General features: G+C 69.0%; 23 protein-coding genes and 1 tRNA gene. 8 read left to right on the plus strand and 16 right to left on the minus strand.

Translation table 11 applies throughout. The features are described from left to right. Nucleotides 1–43: 43 nt before the first annotated feature. The 13 genes from ACGFX9_RS33925 to ACGFX9_RS33985 all read right to left on the minus strand — a co-directional run bounded on the left by ACGFX9_RS33925 (nucleotide 44) and on the right by ACGFX9_RS33985 (nucleotide 7,630). A complete protein-coding gene (locus ACGFX9_RS33925; RefSeq protein WP_393482159.1) occupies nucleotides 44–838 on the minus strand; it encodes a hypothetical protein in 795 nt (264 codons plus the stop codon). Continuing rightward, nucleotides 835–1,437 carry a hypothetical protein gene (locus ACGFX9_RS33930; protein ID WP_393482162.1) on the minus strand — a complete coding sequence of 201 codons (603 nt, stop codon included), beginning with the start codon at nucleotides 1,435–1,437 and terminating at the stop codon, nucleotides 835–837. The genes ACGFX9_RS33925 and ACGFX9_RS33930 overlap by 4 nt, the downstream gene beginning before the upstream one ends. A 14-nt stretch (nucleotides 1,438–1,451) precedes the next feature. Then, entirely contained in the window at nucleotides 1,452–1,640 is a 189-nt protein-coding gene (locus tag ACGFX9_RS33935) for a hypothetical protein (protein ID WP_393482165.1), read from the minus strand. A gap of 4 nt (nucleotides 1,641–1,644) precedes the next feature. Further along, a complete protein-coding gene (locus tag ACGFX9_RS33940) occupies nucleotides 1,645–1,938 on the minus strand; it encodes a hypothetical protein (RefSeq protein ID WP_393482509.1) in 294 nt (97 codons plus the stop codon). A 141-nt stretch (nucleotides 1,939–2,079) separates the two neighbouring features. After that, complete coding sequence (locus tag ACGFX9_RS33945) at nucleotides 2,080–4,272, minus strand: cell division protein FtsK (RefSeq protein ID WP_393482167.1); 2,193 nt, start codon at nucleotides 4,270–4,272, stop codon at nucleotides 2,080–2,082. A gap of 93 nt (nucleotides 4,273–4,365) precedes the next feature. After that, nucleotides 4,366–4,746 carry an RRQRL motif-containing zinc-binding protein gene (locus tag ACGFX9_RS33950; protein WP_393482170.1) on the minus strand — a complete coding sequence of 127 codons (381 nt, stop codon included), beginning with the start codon at nucleotides 4,744–4,746 and terminating at the stop codon, nucleotides 4,366–4,368. Continuing rightward, nucleotides 4,746–5,630 (minus strand): DUF2637 domain-containing protein, encoded by an 885-nt coding sequence (locus ACGFX9_RS33955; RefSeq protein ID WP_393482173.1) that lies wholly within the window; start codon nucleotides 5,628–5,630, stop codon nucleotides 4,746–4,748. Before ACGFX9_RS33955 ends, ACGFX9_RS33950 begins: the two co-directional genes overlap by 1 nt. Next, entirely contained in the window at nucleotides 5,627–5,833 is a 207-nt protein-coding gene (locus ACGFX9_RS33960) for a hypothetical protein (RefSeq protein WP_393482176.1), read from the minus strand. The genes ACGFX9_RS33955 and ACGFX9_RS33960 overlap by 4 nt, the downstream gene beginning before the upstream one ends. Then, on the minus strand, nucleotides 5,830–6,129 hold the full coding sequence (locus ACGFX9_RS33965) for a hypothetical protein (RefSeq protein WP_393482179.1): 300 nt from the start codon (nucleotides 6,127–6,129) through the stop codon (nucleotides 5,830–5,832). Before ACGFX9_RS33965 ends, ACGFX9_RS33960 begins: the two co-directional genes overlap by 4 nt. A gap of 196 nt (nucleotides 6,130–6,325) precedes the next feature. Then, nucleotides 6,326–6,502 (minus strand): hypothetical protein, encoded by a 177-nt coding sequence (locus ACGFX9_RS33970; protein ID WP_393482181.1) that lies wholly within the window; start codon nucleotides 6,500–6,502, stop codon nucleotides 6,326–6,328. 37 nt (nucleotides 6,503–6,539) lie between these two features. Then, complete coding sequence (locus ACGFX9_RS33975) at nucleotides 6,540–6,989, minus strand: transcriptional regulator (RefSeq protein ID WP_393482183.1); 450 nt, start codon at nucleotides 6,987–6,989, stop codon at nucleotides 6,540–6,542. Between the two features lie 180 nt (nucleotides 6,990–7,169). Next, on the minus strand, nucleotides 7,170–7,346 hold the full coding sequence (locus ACGFX9_RS33980; protein WP_393482186.1) for a hypothetical protein: 177 nt from the start codon (nucleotides 7,344–7,346) through the stop codon (nucleotides 7,170–7,172). A gap of 53 nt (nucleotides 7,347–7,399) precedes the next feature. Further along, the gene (locus tag ACGFX9_RS33985) at nucleotides 7,400–7,630 is read right to left on the minus strand and encodes a hypothetical protein (protein WP_393482189.1); all 231 of its coding nucleotides are present in this window, start codon (nucleotides 7,628–7,630) and stop codon (nucleotides 7,400–7,402) included. A gap of 633 nt (nucleotides 7,631–8,263) precedes the next feature. Here ACGFX9_RS33985 and ACGFX9_RS33990 point away from each other — a divergent pair. Beyond that, entirely contained in the window at nucleotides 8,264–9,034 is a 771-nt protein-coding gene (locus ACGFX9_RS33990; RefSeq protein WP_393482192.1) for a helix-turn-helix domain-containing protein, read from the plus strand. After that, nucleotides 9,031–9,504, plus strand: coding sequence for an NUDIX domain-containing protein (locus ACGFX9_RS33995; RefSeq protein WP_393482195.1), 474 nt, complete (start codon nucleotides 9,031–9,033; stop codon nucleotides 9,502–9,504). Before ACGFX9_RS33990 ends, ACGFX9_RS33995 begins: the two co-directional genes overlap by 4 nt. On the opposite strand, the gene ACGFX9_RS34000 is transcribed toward ACGFX9_RS33995, so the two are convergent. Beyond that, entirely contained in the window at nucleotides 9,492–10,061 is a 570-nt protein-coding gene (locus ACGFX9_RS34000; RefSeq protein ID WP_393482198.1) for an HD domain-containing protein, read from the minus strand. The two genes, ACGFX9_RS33995 and ACGFX9_RS34000, sit on opposite strands and share 13 nt — an antisense overlap. 11 nt (nucleotides 10,062–10,072) lie before the next feature. Beyond that, entirely contained in the window at nucleotides 10,073–10,519 is a 447-nt protein-coding gene (locus ACGFX9_RS34005; protein ID WP_393482512.1) for a GntR family transcriptional regulator, read from the minus strand. A gap of 113 nt (nucleotides 10,520–10,632) precedes the next feature. Between ACGFX9_RS34005 and ACGFX9_RS34010 the strand changes: the two genes are divergently transcribed. The 3 genes from ACGFX9_RS34010 to ACGFX9_RS34020 all read left to right on the plus strand — a co-directional run bounded on the left by ACGFX9_RS34010 (nucleotide 10,633) and on the right by ACGFX9_RS34020 (nucleotide 12,161). Next, a tRNA-Ser gene (locus ACGFX9_RS34010) sits at nucleotides 10,633–10,748 on the plus strand. Nucleotides 10,749–10,976: 228 nt separating this feature from the next. Next, the gene (locus tag ACGFX9_RS34015) at nucleotides 10,977–11,213 is read left to right on the plus strand and encodes a hypothetical protein (protein WP_393482201.1); all 237 of its coding nucleotides are present in this window, start codon (nucleotides 10,977–10,979) and stop codon (nucleotides 11,211–11,213) included. A 231-nt stretch (nucleotides 11,214–11,444) separates the two neighbouring features. Next, nucleotides 11,445–12,161 carry a sensor domain-containing protein gene (locus ACGFX9_RS34020; RefSeq protein WP_393482204.1) on the plus strand — a complete coding sequence of 239 codons (717 nt, stop codon included), beginning with the start codon at nucleotides 11,445–11,447 and terminating at the stop codon, nucleotides 12,159–12,161. An 8-nt stretch (nucleotides 12,162–12,169) separates the two neighbouring features. Here ACGFX9_RS34020 and ACGFX9_RS34025 read toward each other — a convergent pair whose 3' ends face one another. Then, a complete protein-coding gene (locus tag ACGFX9_RS34025) occupies nucleotides 12,170–13,036 on the minus strand; it encodes a bifunctional DNA primase/polymerase (protein WP_393482207.1) in 867 nt (288 codons plus the stop codon). A gap of 373 nt (nucleotides 13,037–13,409) precedes the next feature. Here ACGFX9_RS34025 and ACGFX9_RS34030 point away from each other — a divergent pair, with 373 nt between their 5' ends. The 3 genes from ACGFX9_RS34030 to ACGFX9_RS34040 all read left to right on the plus strand — a co-directional run bounded on the left by ACGFX9_RS34030 (nucleotide 13,410) and on the right by ACGFX9_RS34040 (nucleotide 16,139). Then, nucleotides 13,410–13,721 (plus strand): hypothetical protein, encoded by a 312-nt coding sequence (locus tag ACGFX9_RS34030; RefSeq protein WP_393482210.1) that lies wholly within the window; start codon nucleotides 13,410–13,412, stop codon nucleotides 13,719–13,721. A 280-nt stretch (nucleotides 13,722–14,001) separates the two neighbouring features. Beyond that, nucleotides 14,002–15,180, plus strand: coding sequence for an acyl-CoA dehydrogenase family protein (locus ACGFX9_RS34035; RefSeq protein ID WP_393482215.1), 1,179 nt, complete (start codon nucleotides 14,002–14,004; stop codon nucleotides 15,178–15,180). Then, nucleotides 15,177–16,139 (plus strand): bifunctional MaoC family dehydratase N-terminal/OB-fold nucleic acid binding domain-containing protein, encoded by a 963-nt coding sequence (locus ACGFX9_RS34040; RefSeq protein ID WP_393482219.1) that lies wholly within the window; start codon nucleotides 15,177–15,179, stop codon nucleotides 16,137–16,139. The genes ACGFX9_RS34035 and ACGFX9_RS34040 overlap by 4 nt, the downstream gene beginning before the upstream one ends. The last annotated feature ends 1 nt before the right edge of the window (nucleotide 16,140 follow it).

Raw genomic sequence — 16,140 nt, forward strand, 5'->3', positions numbered from 1 at the left:
GCGGTCGCGGTCTTTTGGTGAGAGGCGACCGCCTCGGGCGTAGCTAGTGCGCGTCGAGGAGGGGTTGCTGCCAGGTCGGCAGGCCTGCCAGGACGCGGGTGCGCCAGTTCAGGGCGTAGTCGATGCAGTTGGCGCAGTTCTTGTGGGTGTGGCCGGGCATGGCCGGGCGGCGGCGCGCGTGGGAGCTCCAGGCGAGCGAATCGGCGGAGGCCATCAGGTGGCCAACGCGGGCAAGACCCAGAGTCTTGAAACCGAAGCCGTGCAACCGCAGGCCGTGAGCGGCCATCGCGGTGACGATGGCCGCGCCCTCGCGGGTCGACTGGCGTCGGCAGACGGAGCCCAGCCCCACCACCGGCTCCCGCGTCAGGTCGACACCAGCGCGCTCATAGAGCGACACGCAACGCTCGTAGTCGGCCATCTCCCAGCCCTGAAGCACCGGGATGATCGGCAGTTCCGGGGCCATGGAGCGCAGTTCCAGATAGTTGGCGACGGTGCGGTGCTGGTGCTCTGCCACGCTCAGATGCGTTCCAACGAACGTGAGGGGACCTGCCTGTCCGCCGTGGATGATGAGCGGCTCACACATCCAGTCCTGCGGCGCGGCCCAGTCGAAGGGCCCGACACCCTCCCAGATTCGGTACAGGTCATCGATGTACTGACGCGGGCTGCGGGCCCACCGTCCGCGCTGCTGGAGCTCCGAGAAGCCACCCGAATCGACCGCGTACCGCCCAAGAGCCTGCGGCAGCTTCACCGCTTCCACGAAGTGCGCGGACTTCAAGAACAGCGGTATACCCGTGAGGCGCACCCAGTGACGTTTATGGGTGGTCAAGTAGAACCTCATCGGCTCTCCTCCGTCTGAGGCAGCTTGGGCAGGCCCGTGCGTTCCAGAGCGATGGGGTCGTATCCGGGCAGGGCGGCGCGGGTGAGTAGGGCGGTAGCAAGCTGTTCGGCGTACTGGGCTCCGACGCGGGCGGATTCGATCTGCGCTCCTGCCCGCAGCGCTTCGACGCGTTCGAGGTGGGCGTGCTGCTCGCGCCGCTCACCGGTGTGGCGCTCAAAGGCAAGGCGGTCTCGGCGGTCGGTTCGCCAGTAGCGGGCGGCGAGCCCGTATGCGATGGCGGTGGTCAGCACCCACAGCAGGAGCGGCAGGGGCAGACCATCGGCGTATCCGGCGACCCCGGCGAAGGCGAGGGCTCCGGAGGTGGCGAACGCGGTCCCGGCGATGACGGAGTCCCCGGCCGCGCCGATGGAGGCGAACGTGCCTGCCGCTCCGGCGGCGAGCGCGAGCGCGGTCATCAAGACGGCGTTGCCGATGCTGTGTTCGGCACCGTTGGCGTTCCAGATGCGGGCCAGGATGAGCACGGTGGAGGTGGCCAGTGCGGGGGCGGCTTTGGGGGCGATGAGGGCCAGCCAGTGGCGGGCGATGATCTGTTCGTTCATGGCCGTGCCTCCGATCACAGGTCGGGGATGGCGCCGATGACGGCGGTGGCGAGTTCGTTGATGGGTCCGGCCGCGCCGGTGGAGGCGAGGAAGAACCCGAACATGACGGCGATGAACGCAGAGCCGTAGCCCAGGGACTTGCCGCGCAGGAGGAAGAAGAGGACCAGGCCGAAGAGCAGGACCAGCGAGACGGTGACGGCCATCGGGCTATCCCTTCGAAGCAGGGTTGAAGACGGGCTTGTTGGCGGGGGTGTCGGTGCCCGCGCGGTGGATGCGGGCGCACCGGTTGTAGAGCCAGCGGCCGACGCGTATGCGCTTGCCGGTGGCGTGGCAGCGGCGGCAGTCCTTGCCGCGCTTCATGCGGCCCTTGCGGTCGCTCTTCATCGCGAAGCCCCAGCCGCGGCACTTGCGGCAGTTGCCGAACGGCGAGGCAGCACACACAGAGACGTAACAGAGCGTCACGCCGAGAATCAGGGTGATGGCGAGCAGGGCAGGGGTCATCACGGGCCCTTCCAGGCGGGTTTCAGGGGTTTCCGCAGGTGGGCCGCTATCCGCTAGCGGCCTGATCAGAGCAGGTTTGGGGTGCTAGCGGGGCCGCTAACGTTAGCGGGGTGTGCCGCTAGCGCTAGCGGCCCCGGATTCTCAGCCCGCGTCCCGCTTTCCGTCACGCTCCGCGATCGCGGTGGTGATGTGGGAGCGGTCGACGCCACGTCGGTTGACGACCTTGCCCTCCACCCGGCGGCCCACCTGGACGGTGGCGATGCCGAGCGGCTTCAGCGCCGCGGCGAGCGCTTCGGGGTCCCAGCCCTCATAGACCTCGGGCCGCAGTTCCGCGAGGCGGGTCACGATCGTCTCGGACCACAGCTTGGGTTCCTTGACCGTGACCACGGCGAGGATGTCGGCGAGCAGGTCATACGCGCTCGCCGTGATCTCGGGCTCCTCGCCGAGCGCGTGACCGGACAGGGTGCCTGCCAGTTCACGGGCCTTGCGGGCGCGGGCCGCGATGCTGTCCGCGCCTGGGCCATCCACGTAGACCGAGCCGACGATGCGGGCATCGGACCCTTCGCCCACGAAGTAGTGGATGCCCTTGTCTCCCCAGGCGAACATGGTGGCGCGCACCCCACGTTTGTAGGCGGAGGTGCCCAGCACCATGTCGTTCTCCAGCTGGCCCATGACCTTCAGGCACCAGCGGGCCGAAGCGTTCGCGGAAATGCCCGTGGGCAGCGCCTTGGCGTCCGGGCGCTGGGTGGCGAGCAGGAGCACGATGCCGGTGGCCGGACCGCGCTTGACCAGGTCGGTGGCGATCTCCTCGAACTCGTCCTTGTGCTTGGGGTGCTCGAACAGGACCTGGCACTCATCCACGCCGATCACGATCGGGTGCAGGCCGAGTGAGGGCTTGTCGGCCAGCTCGCTGGTCACCTTGGATTCCGGGCAGATGTCCCGCGGCAAGGAGCGGATCACCTTGGTGCGGCGGCGCAGCTCCTCGCGCAGCGCGCGGAAGTCGTTCAGCGCGTAGGCGATGGCCTCGTCATCGTCCCCGGCGGCATGGCGGTGGGAGACGGCGTTGCCGACCGGGTCAAGGTCGCCGGTGCCCTTCATGTCGTAGGTGTGCAGCTCAGCGCGGGGATCCAGCGCCGCAATCAGCAGCAACAGGCGGAGCAGGAAGGTCTTGCCCATGCGCGGGATGGCGCCGATGATTCCCGCGATGTACATCAGCGTGACCTCAACCCAGCGTCCTCGCTGGTCAGTGCCGAAGGCGACCGGCTTGAACAGGTTGACGCTGCCGCTGGTCAGCAGCGGCCACTTGGGTTTCTTCGCGGTCGACATGTCCTGATCACCGACCCACAGCACCAGGCGCCCGGTGTGCTCATCCGGCACCGCCTCAGGCCACACACAGCCCAGCGGGCGACGCAGACCGGAAGCGAGGCGGTCGCGGCGCTCGATGACGTCGGTGACCGTCACGCCGTAGGGCAGGTTGCCTTCCGCGCGCCAGCCCGGCCCATCCCGGGTGATCGGGGCGGTGAACTCGAACCCGTCCCGGCCCTTGCCCTGCGCCTGGTTGATGGCGGGAATGCCCAGCGCTCCCAGCGCGCGCAGCACGATGTCACTGGTGAGCTTGACGGCCTTGGGCAGTTCCACGGCCTTGTGGATGACCGGGTCATCGGCCCGGCGGCCCGCGAAGCCGAGCGCCATCGTGACCGCACTGACGGAGATGGCCTGTAGCCAGGTCGGGGCGAGGACGTAGATGGCCAGCGCGGCCCCCAGACCGACGAACATCGCCAGCACCGCGACCAGGGTGCGCAGGCGCACGCGTCCATCACGCTGCCGGGAGAGCTTGAGGTACTCGGCCGCATCCTCACGGCGCACCGCCGCGAGGCGCACGGGCTCACCCTCGCGGTCGGCGACCCACCGCGCCGTGCCGCCCACGAACTTCGCTGCTCCCGCCGGGGCTTGGAAGGCGAGGCGGGCGGCGTAGATCGGGGAGCGCAGCGCGTGATAGCCGGTGGCGTGCGCGTAGTGGCTGGCCACCCAGGTGGCGGCGGTCTTCAGTTCGGCCATGGACCGCAGCCACTCCGGGACGACGGCGCGACGTCGGGCGCCCCGCAGACGGCCCAGGTAACCCGGCCCGGAAGCCTTCGCGGTCGGCTGGTCGACCATCACCGGACGTTCCGGATCGGCCGACTCAACGCCCGGACCGTCCGGCACAGAGTCGGGTGCGGCCGACTCGGCACGGGCGGTACGGGCCGCGGTGAGGTCGAGGACCTCGCCGCCGGACTCGGTGGCCATCTCGGCTTCGAGCCGGTTGAACAGGTTGTCTTCGTCGTCGTGATTCACTGAACGTTCCTCCCGTGCAATGGGGTTGGAAGGGGTCCGGGCGGCGCTTTGGTAGGCGAGCCGTCCGGACCCCGCTGAGCGAAGCCGTGCAGGTCAAGCGGTGTGCTGTGCGTCGTGGCAGAGCAGGCACATACCGAGCGAGGTCGGCAGGCAATAGCTGTAGATGACCCCGCAGACGGGGCAGGTGCGGCGGGCGAGCATCGCCAGCGCGAGCGCACCCCACTTACGCGAGGTCATTGGCCGCACCGGCAGCGCCCGATCGAGGCGGTAGAGGTAGGCGACCTTCGCGCCGGACTTCCGGCCGCGCTGCCGGATCATCACCTGAGCCGCTATCGGCTGCCCGCCCGGACGCAGCCCCTGCGCCCGCAACTGCCTGCGGGTGGCCAGGTCATCCGGGGCGAGGCGCCACGGGAAGGTGGGCAGGCCGTAGCGGGCTCCGGTGGGGTCATAGCACTTGGCGTAGGCGGTGCCCATCACGCCACCTCAAGACCGCGTTCGGCACGCAGGGTGTCGCGCAGCATCCGGGCGTTGGCGGGCGAGGTGCGGACCTCGCGGCGGATGCCCTCACCGGTGAGCTTCGCATCAGCCCAGTCGGCCGTCGCCGTACGGGCCTCGGTGAGGAGTTGCTCCGCAGTGCGCTTGGGCCGACTCGGCCGGGCAGCGTCCGGCACCCGGCCGGTCGCCCTGCGGGGGCGGCCCGATTCCGCCGCCGCCGTACGCGGCTCGATCGGCCGCACGGCGGGCGCCTCGATCGCGGGGAGCGGCTTGAGAGGAAGGGCCGACTTCAGGAAGCCGACCGCCACCGGAATCGGGAGCGTTCGCGGGTTCGCGGTGATCGGATCGGGGGTCGATACCGGCAGGTCAGCCGTAGACCGATTCCTGATGGTCTCGGTAGATTCATCCGCATTCACGGTCGCCTGCTCGATCGGGGCAGGGCGGTGGTGCAACACCTTGGCGACCAGATCGGAACCGAAGTAGATCGACCCGACCGGCAGCGAGGTCGCCAGCAGCACCAGAGCCCAGTTCGCCGGATCCCAGTCCGCGAGCCGACCCCAGTCGACCGTGCGGCCGTGCAGATCGGGCACCAGGCCGTGCACGTAGTTCAGGACCAGTGAGGCGCCGGTGTAGGTGCCCAGCACGCGCAGCGCGACCGTCCGATCCCGCCCGGCGAGCACCAGCGTGGCGACCAGGGCGAGGGCCATCAGGCCGTCGACCACGAATGGGTAGAGCGTCGCGGCCGTGGCATCGGCGCCGACCGCGCCCGCGATGTCGCGCAGCGCGTTCCACGACACCCGGAACGCCATGGTGACGACCGCGACCAGCGCGGCCACCAGGAGGGTCTTCCCCTTGCGGTTCATGCCGCACCGCCCATCCGCCGCACTCGACGGCCGTGCAGGAGCCACCCGGCGAAGTGCACCGCGGCCCCGCCCGCAACGGCGAAGCGCCAGGCGGGCTCATGCAGCGCGAGCAGGCAGACGGTGGCGGCCATCATGGCCAGCGAGCCCACCATGATCAGAGCCAGGGCCCCGCCACTGGGGGAAGGCTTCGTGTTCGCGCTCATGCCGCAGCCCCCTTCGCGGAGAACCGACGTCGGGCGGTGGGCCGCACCAGCGGGATGACGTTGAACAGCTCCGGGGCGTGGGCCTCGATCGCCTCGGCGGCGAGGCGGGCCACATCGTCCGGCAGGTTCTGGTACTCGGGGTGGGCGAGGATGTCGCGCGCCGCATCCAGGCGGGCGGCGCGCTCCGTGTCGCTCTCGCCGTCCTCCCCGAGCCACAGTTCCACGGGGGTGCCAAGGGCCAGTTCGAGGAAGTCGTCAGCCGAGATGACCTGATGAGCGCCGATGAAACTACGCATGGGGTGACTCCTGGATTCGAAGGGAAGAGGATGCCGGGGCGGCCTCGGTCTTTTGGCGAGAGGCGGCCACCCCGGGCAGGGGAGGCCGGACCGGTGGAACGGTCCGGTAGTGCCCCGACCGGGAGTCGAACCCGGCCTTGCGACCATCGGGGCGGCATGAGCAAGGAGGCAGCACACGCCTCGGTGTGATGTGGCGTCAGCGGTGGTCGCGTTCGTGTCCGCGCCTCTGGTGCTTGCAGTCGGGGCACTTGCGCGCACGGCCCGTGCCCTCGATGAGGTACTGGATGGTGCGCCCGCAGATGGCCGGGGTAGAGCCGATGACGAGCTGCGGGTGACACTCCGGGCAATGGAAGTGGACGTCTTGGACGGGCATGGGCTTTCTCCTTTGGGTTGTGGGCTGTGCCAGGTGGTCAGACGGTGGCGATGATGAGCGCGGCCACCAGCAGCCACAGGTGGTGGAAGGACTGGTCAAGGGCGTAGGCGCCGGTCCCGATGTGCGGGTTGTCGTCACGGTCGGGGCGCGGAGAGCCGAGTCGGTAGAACTCGGCCTTGCCGGTCACCTTGGCCAGCCACGCAAGCGTGCTGCGGCGGTCGGCCCACCAGTGGGTGACGGCGTCGATACCCAGGCCCAGGAGCAAGCCGGGCACGGTCACCGAGAGGTTCAGCAGCCAGACGACCGGCAGTAAGAGCGCGAGCTTGGTGGCGGTCAAAGTGGCGACATGCCGGGCTCCGGCGAGGCGGCCGACCCAGCCGGGGCGGCCCTTGTGGGCGGACTGGCAGGAGGTCTGTACCCAGTGGTCGCCCACGCTGTGGGCGACGTACAGGGCGACGAACACAGCAGCGAACATGGCAGCAGCCATCGGGCAACTCCTCGAAGGGAAGGCAATGCCGGGGCGGCCTCGGTCTTTTGGCGAGAGGCGGCCAGCCCCGGCAGGGGAGGCCGGACCGGTGAAGCGGTCCGGTAGTGCCCCGACCGGGAGTCGAACCCGGCCTTGCGACCATCGGGGCGGCAGTGCGATCGGACGGTGGCGCCGGTCCGGCTAGAAGCTGAAGGTCACGTCTCCGTTCGCTTCGACGGTGCCGCTGTAGCGCTCGCCCATGACCACGGTCGTGTCCTGGGTGGGCTGGTGCCGGGTGGCGGCGATAAGCGCATCGGCTGCGTCCTCCGCAGCTCGGATGGCGGCGGCGTGCTGTTCGGGGGTTTCGTTGCGGCTCACGAGTGATCTCCTCCGTGACTTACTTAGTTAGTTAGCGGGTGATGGCTGGCGGTTCAGGCCTGTGTGTCGCGGTGCTGCACGAGCTGGATGGCCATGCGGGGGAAGTCGGCGACCGCGTCGAAGTGGGCGAACGTCACGCCGTAAATCTCGATCGCCCGGAGCATGCCGTGCAGGACCGCAGAGGCGTCCGCCTTCTGAGCGGGCGTCGGCCGGTAGTCCGGGGCGAACTGCGCTGCGGCCGAAGCGATACGGCGGGCGATGTCATCGATCTGGTTCTGATCCACGGTGAGCGTCCTCTCGAAATGGGCTCAGGGCTCTCCCCGGCTCCCCTCAACCCCGCCCGTACGAGACCGCCCCGAAGGGCGCCCGGACGGGCGAAGGAGGCAACCGGCGCGGCGCTAGCCGCCGCGAGGCGGTCGAAGGTGACCGGTTGGCCGCGGCGCTCTCGCGCTCACGGACCTGGGATGGAGCGGCGCCGCCGTGCCGATCAACCACGGCCGCGCCCATCGCTTTCGTCGATTCACTGCCACTCCTTCAACCGGCTGAACAGGGGATACGCACTGCAAGGGGGACCAAGTCCCCACCCTCCGGCCGTTGCTCGCGGTCACCGGGCCACCTCGCCAGTACGGGCCGAAACCCTGTTCCACCTGGCCTTTAGCGGGATTGCAGCGTCCCCGCCCTCTGCCATGCGCCTCACAAGTCCGTGAGGTACATGTAGTACGTGTTCCTCATCATGCAGAGAGGTGTTCGCGGCGTCAAGCCCTTCGGCTTTTTGGATTTCGCGAGCCCCTCGCGCTCGATGTGCTTACAGACTCGCCCCGGGGGCGAAGACGTTCGACCCCGCACATGTACGACCTGTGCACGACTTAGGTACGGTGAAGTCGTCCCAAGTCGTCCCAACGCAGCGGGAGTTCGACGTGGCCAACGAGAGGCTTCGCGGCGCGATAGTCGAGAGTGGCATGACACTTGACCAGGTGGGGGCCAGGCTCGGGGTGTCGGCCAAGACTGTCGAGCGCTGGATCAACCACGCGAAGCGCAAGCCGTACAGGCGCTTCCAGTACGCGACCGCCTCGCTCCTGCAATGCGAGGTGTCCTACCTGTGGCCGGAAGAGCAGACCTCAGCAGAGGTCACGGAGGCCGGGAACGCTGAGCTGGTCAAGCTGTACCCGCACCGATCCGTCGTGCCCAAGCAGCTCTGGAACAAGCTCTACGAGCAGACCCGGGAGAGCTTCGACGTCGTCGTGTACTCCGGCTTCTGGCTCACTGAGGATGCCTCGTTCCACCGCATCGTCAAAGAGAAGTCATCGGACGGCGTACCGATCCGCTTCATGCTCGGAGACCCGGACTGCCCCGCTGTGGCCGTTCGCGGTGAAGACGAGGGGATCGGCCCGGCTATGGCCAGCAAGATTCGGAATGCGCTGGTCAACTACCGGCCCCTCTTCGGGCTCCCCGGTGTCGAGTTCCGCCTTCACCGCACCACGCTTTACAACTCGCTGTACCGCGCCGATGACGAGATGCTCGCGAACGGCCACCTTTACGGCGTCGGGGCCTACATGGCTCCCGTACTTCACATCCAACGCGTTCCAGGGGGCGAGTTGTTCGACGCCTACGCTGAGAGCATCGAACGAGTCTGGGAGACCGCCCGCCCCATTTCGTCCCCTACGGATCTCGGAGGAACGACCGCATGAGCCGAATCGACTACTACCGCGACGCGAATGCCCCCAAGGCGAACTCTGTGGTTCCCTCGGTCACCGCAGTCGTGCGGGATGACGCGGGGCGAATCCTGCTCATCCATAAGACGGACAACGACTTGTGGGCGGTCCCCGGCGGTGGCCACGACATCGGCGAGAGCGTCGGCGACACCGTCGTACGGGAGGTGCTGGAAGAGACCGGGATCACCGTCGAAATCGACAACATCGTGGGGCTCTACACAGACCCGCGGCATGTGATGGCGTACGACGACGGTGAAGTCCGCCAACAGTTCTCGATCTGCTTCCGGGCCCACCCCACCGGGGGCTCTCTGCGTACGAGCAGCGAGTCGAAAGAGGTCCGCTGGATAGACCCGGCGGACCTCGATGACCTGGACATCCACCCGTCAATGCGCCTACGCATTCAGCACGGCCTGGACGACTCACGCCAGGCTCCCTACATCGGCTGAACGTCGGTACGGGCCTCAACGAGGCGGCCTTCCACGCGCCGCACGGCTGCGTGGATCTCCGGTGCCGCCCGCTGAATGAAGCGGCCCACGATGGTGTCGGGGCCGTATCGATTCACGATCTCGTCAAGGCGGGCGGCTGCCGTCGTCTCCGTGCCGTCCGGGGTGGTGGTCATGTCGCAGAAGAGCAGCGTGTCGACGAGGTCGGACCGCTCTAGGTCAAACTCGCTTTCCAGCTCCTGCCTGAGTCCCCGCTCCTCAGCTTCCAAGAGAGCGCACGAGTGGTGAGCCACGAGGCGGACGACCCGTTCGTCCACGCCTTCCTGCTGGCGAAGAAACCGCGCGCCGTCCAGAGGGTGGAAGCCAGTGACCGCAACGTCCGGCGAGTAGCCGATGTCATGCAGCACTGCGGCTGCTTCCAGGAGCTCCGCGTCGTCACCGAGGATCGGGGCCAGCGAACGAGCACGCTTGGCCACTCCAAGGGAGTGTTCCCACCTGCGCGGCAGGGGCTCGGACAGCAACGATTCGGATAGCGGGTACGCCCACTCAGTCAGTCCCATGGCTGGCAACATTACGACCGCCCCGCCGAAGTCGGGAGAGCGCGCACGGTCCGCCCCTTGCCGTGAACGGTGGCGAGCAAGCCGTTTCCTTCCATCAGGGCGAGGCCACGACGTACCGCCGTGCGAGAGGCAGCGAACCTCTCGCAGAGCTTCGCTTCGGACGGGTAGGGGGCGCCCACCTCAAGACCGTCGTCCGCGATTACTGCGGTCATCCGTTCCACCAGTGGTCGGCGGTCACCGCCTTGCGCTACACGCCAACCGATCCCGGGCGCGGACTCAAGCACGCCCTCGGCTTCGAGCGACTTGAGAGCGCGCCGGATCGTGTTCCGAGAGACCCCGTGCAGTTGCATGAGGTCAGCCTCAGACGGCAGGCCGTCGATGAACTCGCCGTCCGTGACCCCCTTCCGCAGTGCTTCCGAGATGACCAGGTAGGTACCGCGCGGGCTGGCCTCCGACACTTGGGTTCCCCTCACCATGCTCCAATGCTCGATGCCAAGCGTGCCACGGTCCATCTGTTGGTCCTGCTTTTTGTCCGCCTGCGGGCCATGTGCGGGCCAGGCAGATCTTGCGGGCGGTTGGATAATCGCTCCTGTGCAGGTCAGACCGCTCTTCCCTGCTGCGCAAATGGCGGTCTTGAAAACCGTCGTGGCGAGAGTCACCGTGGGTTCAAATCCCACACCCACCGCAGTGATGGAGAGCCTCCGACCAGCGTGATCGGTCGGGGGCTCTCGTTTTTTGAGGGGCTCGGACGGTGGCCCGCCGGTGGTCCGCGTCGACTCGTACGCCAGTTGATCTTCTTGGATGAACCTAGTACTCCACGTGGGCGCTGCCCGGCGAGCCTGGGAGAAGGCGCGGGCCGATTGCGGTGTCGTTTTGCTGCAAAGGACCACTGGATTCTTCTCAGAGGAGATAACCGTGTTGCAGCGCATCGCATCTGTTCTCGCCGTGGCCACCGTCGCCGGATTCCTGGCGGTCGGCCCCGCCGCCGCCCACGACGACGGCCCGACCGGCACCCTCGACGAGGGCCGCTACGCGGGCCAGTCGTTCACCAACATGGGCGGCCCCTACGGGATCACCACCGCCGGCCACACGGACGGCGGGCACCGCGACGCCACTGCCCTCAACGGGGTCTTCGACGGCTTCGACAGCTGACGGCTTCTCCCGTCCGCCGGCGGAAGGGTGTCTCTCACTGAGAGGCACCCTTTTGCGTGCTCGGGGGCGGGCAGGGGGTGGTGCCAGCGACACCCCCAAGAGGCCGGGTTGCCGTATGCCGCGGGACGCTCGGATTCGCGAAGGTGGAGGACGTCAGCACGGCACGTCCCCGGCACGTCCCCGGCACACGCCCCCGGAACACGTCCCCACCGCGAAGATGCGAGGCCCGTCATGAGCACCAGCGCCCTGCCGTACGAAGCCGCCCCCGCCGCCCCCGCCGCCGGCTCCGCTGAGCGCGCCGCACGCTCTCCGGGCTTCTGGCGGGCGCCGTTCGCCTCCTCCACGTACCGGGAGATCGGCTACACGGTGTTGTCGCTGCCGCTCGCCATCGTGGGTTTCACCTTCGCCGTGACGATGTTCGCCCTCGGTGTGAGCCTGTTCGTCACCGTGCTCGGACTGCCGGTGCTCGCGGCGGCCCTGGCCGGGGCGCGTGGGCTCGGGGCCGCTGAGCGGGGGCGGGCGCGGGCGCAGTTGGGGCTCGATGTGGCAGGGCCCGCCGCCGTGGAGACGGAGCCGGACGCGGGCGCGTGGGCCAAGATGCGGGCGCGGGTCTTCGACGGGGCCGGGTGGCGGGCGCTGCTCTTCCAGTTCGTGATGTTCCCGTCGCGGGTCGCGTCGTTCGTCTTCAGCGTGACGTTCCTTGTCACCGGCTGGGTGGTGGCGCTGCTGCCGGTGTACTCCTGGGTGTTCCCGCGCTACCTCGACTGGCCCGGCTACCGCCTGTTCGACTACACCTCCGGCGGCGAGCACCACGCCTTCTACCTGGAGTCGCCGTTCCAGATCGCCGGGGCGTCCCTGATCGGCCTCGCCCTTGTCTTCCTGACCCCGCAGCTGGTCCGCGGGCTGACCAACATCGACCGCGCGGCGGTGCGTTCGATGCTGGGCTAGAGAGGGCGCTACGCGTGGCCCGTCAGGCGCGCCGCCGACGCGATCGTCGACTGCGCCTCGCGTTCCGTGAGACCGACCCGGCGTGCGGCATCGGTGAGTTCCCCGACCAGGGCCTCGCCGATGCCGTTCTCGTATGCGCGACAAGCGGCCCAGAACAGGCGGGTGTTGCGCTGGCCCTCATGCGCGGCGAGCACGAACTGCACCAGCCCCTGGCCCTGCGCGGCGGACACCTGCGGGGGTGCGGAGTGGTTCCTGCGGGGTGGTGGCGTGAGCAGGCGGAGCAGGGAGGGTGGGCAGTGCGCGGGCGGGAGGTGGGCGGTGCCGGCCACGGTGCTGTAGACGCCGTGCTCGGTGCGTGAGCCGGGGCCCACGAGGTAGCCGCCCGCGCCCCGGATGTCGATGCCGGGCGCGAGGCGGCCGGCGGAGTTGGGGACGACGGTGTCGGGCGGCCCCGCCAGCCAGATGTGGCGGCCGCCGCTGGGAGTCACCACGACGACCGTGGGCGGGATCGTGAACAGATGGCGCAGCGCCAGCTCCCTCAGGGCCGCCGGTGCGTTCGTACCGGACTTGGTGTCCAGGTCGATGCCGATCAGATGGTGCGGGGGCAGTCCGCACGCGATGCCGTAACCGCTGGCCCAGGGTGCCGCCGCGAAGAGCTCGCGGATACGGCGCGGGTCGGTCGAAGCGTCGTACACGCCATGTCCGGGGCGACCGCATTCGCCGTGGCAGGTGGGCGTTTCGGGCTCGTCGTGGTGGGGGGAGCGGAGCGCGGGGAGTTTGGTGCGGGAGAGCGGGATGACGGCCAGGCCGCGCTCGGCGGCGGACAGGGCGTGGGCGAGTGCGAGAGCTGTGGCATGGCGGTCGGTGGTGGCCATGCCGCCATTTTCGTACGAGTGTTCGAAGAAGGGAAGGGGGGCGTGCGCGACGCGCGGACGAAACGCCGACGGGGCGAAGTTTCTTCTGGGGGCGTCAGAACGCTTCAGCCCGTGCGGCGCCTGGGTTTGGGCGGGTTGCTCGTGGCTGAGCTGCGCGTTTGTGGGCGCGGAGGGTGTTTATCGACTTGTACTCACGCTTGCGGGGGAATCAGGGCTTCCGGGGTGGTTCGCCGGGGATTCGGTGGGCAACTCTGGACTCGCGACGTCGTGCAGAACCCACCCGGAGCGGTCGGCCAACCGCCGGGGGACAGAACGAACTTCAGGTGCTCCCGGCACACCGCCGGTGCGCACCACCCATAACGGAGGAACTGACATGGCAAGCATCCGTACCGCTCGCGTCATCGCTGCCGCGGCAGCCCTGCCCCTGGCCGCCGCACTCTTCGCGGGTGTCGCGACGGCCGACAACGGCGCCTTCGCGAACGACGGATCGAACGCGGGCGTGGCGACCGTCAACGGCAGCGGCGTCGGCGGCAACAACCACGGCAACTCGTCCACGAGCCAGCAGCAGGCGGTGGGCAACGGTGCCTCGAACCAGAACAACACCGCCCAGGTGAACGGCTCGGCGTTCACGGCGATCGACCAGTCGAACGAGAACATCGCCGTCAACTTCGCCGACTTCTGGTGACGTGACAGGTCTCCAGGGGTGCTCTTGGCGCGCTCCTGGGGCCTGCTCGACGGGGGTGTGGGACGGTCTGCGCGGCGGTGCATCTGCACCGCCGCGCAGGCGTGTGCCGGGGTTGGTTCAAGGCGTGTGCCGAGGCTGGTGCAAGGAGGGTGCCCGGGCCAACTTCAGGAGGGCGGGGCCTTCGCATCACGGGTGATCTCTTGACACCGCGACAGTTTCTGACGGACAGTCAGAAACCCTTGTCGGTGCGACGCCCGTACGCGAAGGAGAGGCCGCCGCCGTGCACCTCGCCCCCACCGAACGACAACAGCGGCTGCGCGCCGAACTGCGCGCGTACTTCCGGGATCTGATGCCAAAAGGGCCGCCCGGGACGGGCGACCTCGAGGGACAGCGCAGGCTGCTGCGGCGTATCGGGGCAGACGGCATGCTCGGCCTCGGCTGGCCCGTCGAGTACGGCGGACAGGGACGCGGCCCCGACGAGCAGTTCGTCTTCTTCGACGAGGCCTACCGCGCGGGCGCGCCCGTGTCGATGGTCACCCTGAACACCGTCGGGCCGACCCTCATGAAGTACGGCACCGAGGAGCAGAAGGCCTCCTTCCTGCCGCGCATCCTCAGCGGCGACCTCGTCTTCGCGATCGGGTACAGCGAGCCGTCTGCGGGGACGGACCTGGCCTCGCTGCGTACGAGGGCGGTGCGCGACGCCGACACGTGGGTCATCGACGGGCAGAAGATCTTCACCTCGAACGCCCAGAACGCCGACTGGATCTGGCTGGCCTGCCGCACCGCCCCACAGGCCCCCAAACACCAGGGGATCTCGATCATCCTCGTACCGACCGGAGCGCCAGGGTTCTCGTGGACGCCGATCGAGACCGTGGGCGGCCTGACGACGACGGCGACGTACTACGACGGGATCCGCGTGCCCGCCACGCACCTCGTCGGCGAGGAGAACGGCGGCTGGGGGCTCATCACCAACCAGCTCAACCACGAACGCGTGGCGCTCGCCGCGATCGGCATGCAGGCCGAGGACTTCTACGCGGCGGCCCTCGCCTTCGCCCGCACACCCGATCCGGTGACGGGTGAGCGCCGGATCGACGCCCCGTGGGTGCGGTCGAGGCTGGCCGAGGCGCAGGCCCGCCTTGCGGCGACGCGCCTGCTCAACTGGCGTCTGGTGGGGGATGTCGGGGCCGGCCGGCTGACGCCGGGCGATGCCAGCGGCGTGAAATTCGCGGGGACCGAATCGGCGGTTGAGGTCTACCGGATATGCCAGGAAGTCACGGGCGAAGCGGGTCTGGTGCGGGCCGGCTCACCCGGGGCCCTGGCGCTCGGCACCGGCGGTGAGGGGGAGTTGGAGCGGATGAACAGGGCGGCGCAGATCAACACGTTCGGAGGCGGGGTGAGCGAGGTGCAGCGGGAGATCGTGGCGACGATGCGCCTCGGGATGCGGAGGGGGCAGCGGTGAGCGAGGTCTCGCATAAGGAGCTGAAGGCCTTCGAGGGCAGGGCGGCGTCGAAGACGGGAGTGGGCAAGGACCCGGTCAACGAGCCGATGATCAGGCACTGGTGCGAGGCCATGGGCGACGCCAACCCCGCCTATACGGGCCCGGATCCGATCGCGCCGCCGACCATGCTCCAGGCCTGGACGATGGGCGGGCTCACGGGGCACCAGGACCACTCGGCGGCGTATGAGGAGCTGTCGGCGCTTCTGGACGGCGCGGGGTACACCTCGATCGTCGCCACCGACTGCGAGCAGGAGTATCTGCGGGCGCTGCGGCCCGGGGAGACGGTCACCTTCGACGCGGTCATCGAGTCGGTGTCGGAGCGCAAGACGACGAAGCTGGGTACGGGGCACTTCATCACGACGCGGATGGACGTCAGAGCGGACGGCGAGCCGGCGGGGACGCACCGCTTCCGTGTCCTCAAGTACGCGCCCGCCCAGAAGTACGCCGCCGCCGAGAAGCAGGCCGCCGCGCGGACGCAAGCCCCCGACCAGCGGAAATCGGAGGGCAAGCGGCCCAGGCCCGTGATCAACCGGGACAACGCCGGGTTCTGGGAGGGGGTGAAGCAGCACCAGCTCCTGATCCAGCGCTGCGGTGACTGCCGGACGCCGCGCTTCCCCTGGCTGCCCGGCTGCAATGCCTGTGGGTCGCTCGTATGGGACACGGTCGAGGCGAGCGGCGAGGGCACGGTCTACTCGTACGTCGTCATGCATCACCCGCCCTTCCCGGCCTTCGATCCTCCGTACGCCGTCGGGCTCATCGACCTGGCGGAGGGCGTGCGCATGGTCAGCAACGTGGTCGGCGTACCCAGCGACAAGGTCCGGATCGGGCAGCCGGTGCGGCTCGAGTTCCAGCAGGTCGACGAGGAGCTCGAGCTGCCGGTCTTCCGGGCGGCCGAGGGTACGGCGGGGGGCGAGGTCTGAC

It is taken from the genome of Streptomyces sp. NPDC048436 (assembly GCF_043200355.1).
GTDB lineage: Bacteria > Actinomycetota > Actinomycetes > Streptomycetales > Streptomycetaceae > Streptomyces.

What these genes read in the sequence shown, in the direction of transcription:
- ACGFX9_RS33925 (WP_393482159.1), bottom strand. Translation starts at nt 838, where the DNA reads ATGAGGTTCTACTTGACCACCCATAAACGTCACTGGGTGCGCCTCACG.
- ACGFX9_RS33930 (WP_393482162.1), bottom strand. Translation starts at nt 1,437, where the DNA reads ATGAACGAACAGATCATCGCCCGCCACTGGCTGGCCCTCATCGCCCCC.
- ACGFX9_RS33935 (WP_393482165.1), bottom strand. Translation starts at nt 1,640, where the DNA reads ATGGCCGTCACCGTCTCGCTGGTCCTGCTCTTCGGCCTGGTCCTCTTC.
- ACGFX9_RS33940 (WP_393482509.1), bottom strand. Translation starts at nt 1,938, where the DNA reads ATGACCCCTGCCCTGCTCGCCATCACCCTGATTCTCGGCGTGACGCTC.
- ACGFX9_RS33950 (WP_393482170.1), bottom strand. Translation starts at nt 4,746, where the DNA reads ATGGGCACCGCCTACGCCAAGTGCTATGACCCCACCGGAGCCCGCTAC.
- ACGFX9_RS33955 (WP_393482173.1), bottom strand. Translation starts at nt 5,630, where the DNA reads ATGAACCGCAAGGGGAAGACCCTCCTGGTGGCCGCGCTGGTCGCGGTC.
- ACGFX9_RS33960 (WP_393482176.1), bottom strand. Translation starts at nt 5,833, where the DNA reads ATGAGCGCGAACACGAAGCCTTCCCCCAGTGGCGGGGCCCTGGCTCTG.
- ACGFX9_RS33965 (WP_393482179.1), bottom strand. Translation starts at nt 6,129, where the DNA reads ATGCGTAGTTTCATCGGCGCTCATCAGGTCATCTCGGCTGACGACTTC.
- ACGFX9_RS33970 (WP_393482181.1), bottom strand. Translation starts at nt 6,502, where the DNA reads ATGCCCGTCCAAGACGTCCACTTCCATTGCCCGGAGTGTCACCCGCAG.
- ACGFX9_RS33975 (WP_393482183.1), bottom strand. Translation starts at nt 6,989, where the DNA reads ATGGCTGCTGCCATGTTCGCTGCTGTGTTCGTCGCCCTGTACGTCGCC.
- ACGFX9_RS33995 (WP_393482195.1), top strand. Translation starts at nt 9,031, where the DNA reads ATGAGCCGAATCGACTACTACCGCGACGCGAATGCCCCCAAGGCGAAC.
- ACGFX9_RS34000 (WP_393482198.1), bottom strand. Translation starts at nt 10,061, where the DNA reads ATGGGACTGACTGAGTGGGCGTACCCGCTATCCGAATCGTTGCTGTCC.
- ACGFX9_RS34020 (WP_393482204.1), top strand. Translation starts at nt 11,445, where the DNA reads ATGAGCACCAGCGCCCTGCCGTACGAAGCCGCCCCCGCCGCCCCCGCC.
- ACGFX9_RS34025 (WP_393482207.1), bottom strand. Translation starts at nt 13,036, where the DNA reads ATGGCCACCACCGACCGCCATGCCACAGCTCTCGCACTCGCCCACGCC.
- ACGFX9_RS34030 (WP_393482210.1), top strand. Translation starts at nt 13,410, where the DNA reads ATGGCAAGCATCCGTACCGCTCGCGTCATCGCTGCCGCGGCAGCCCTG.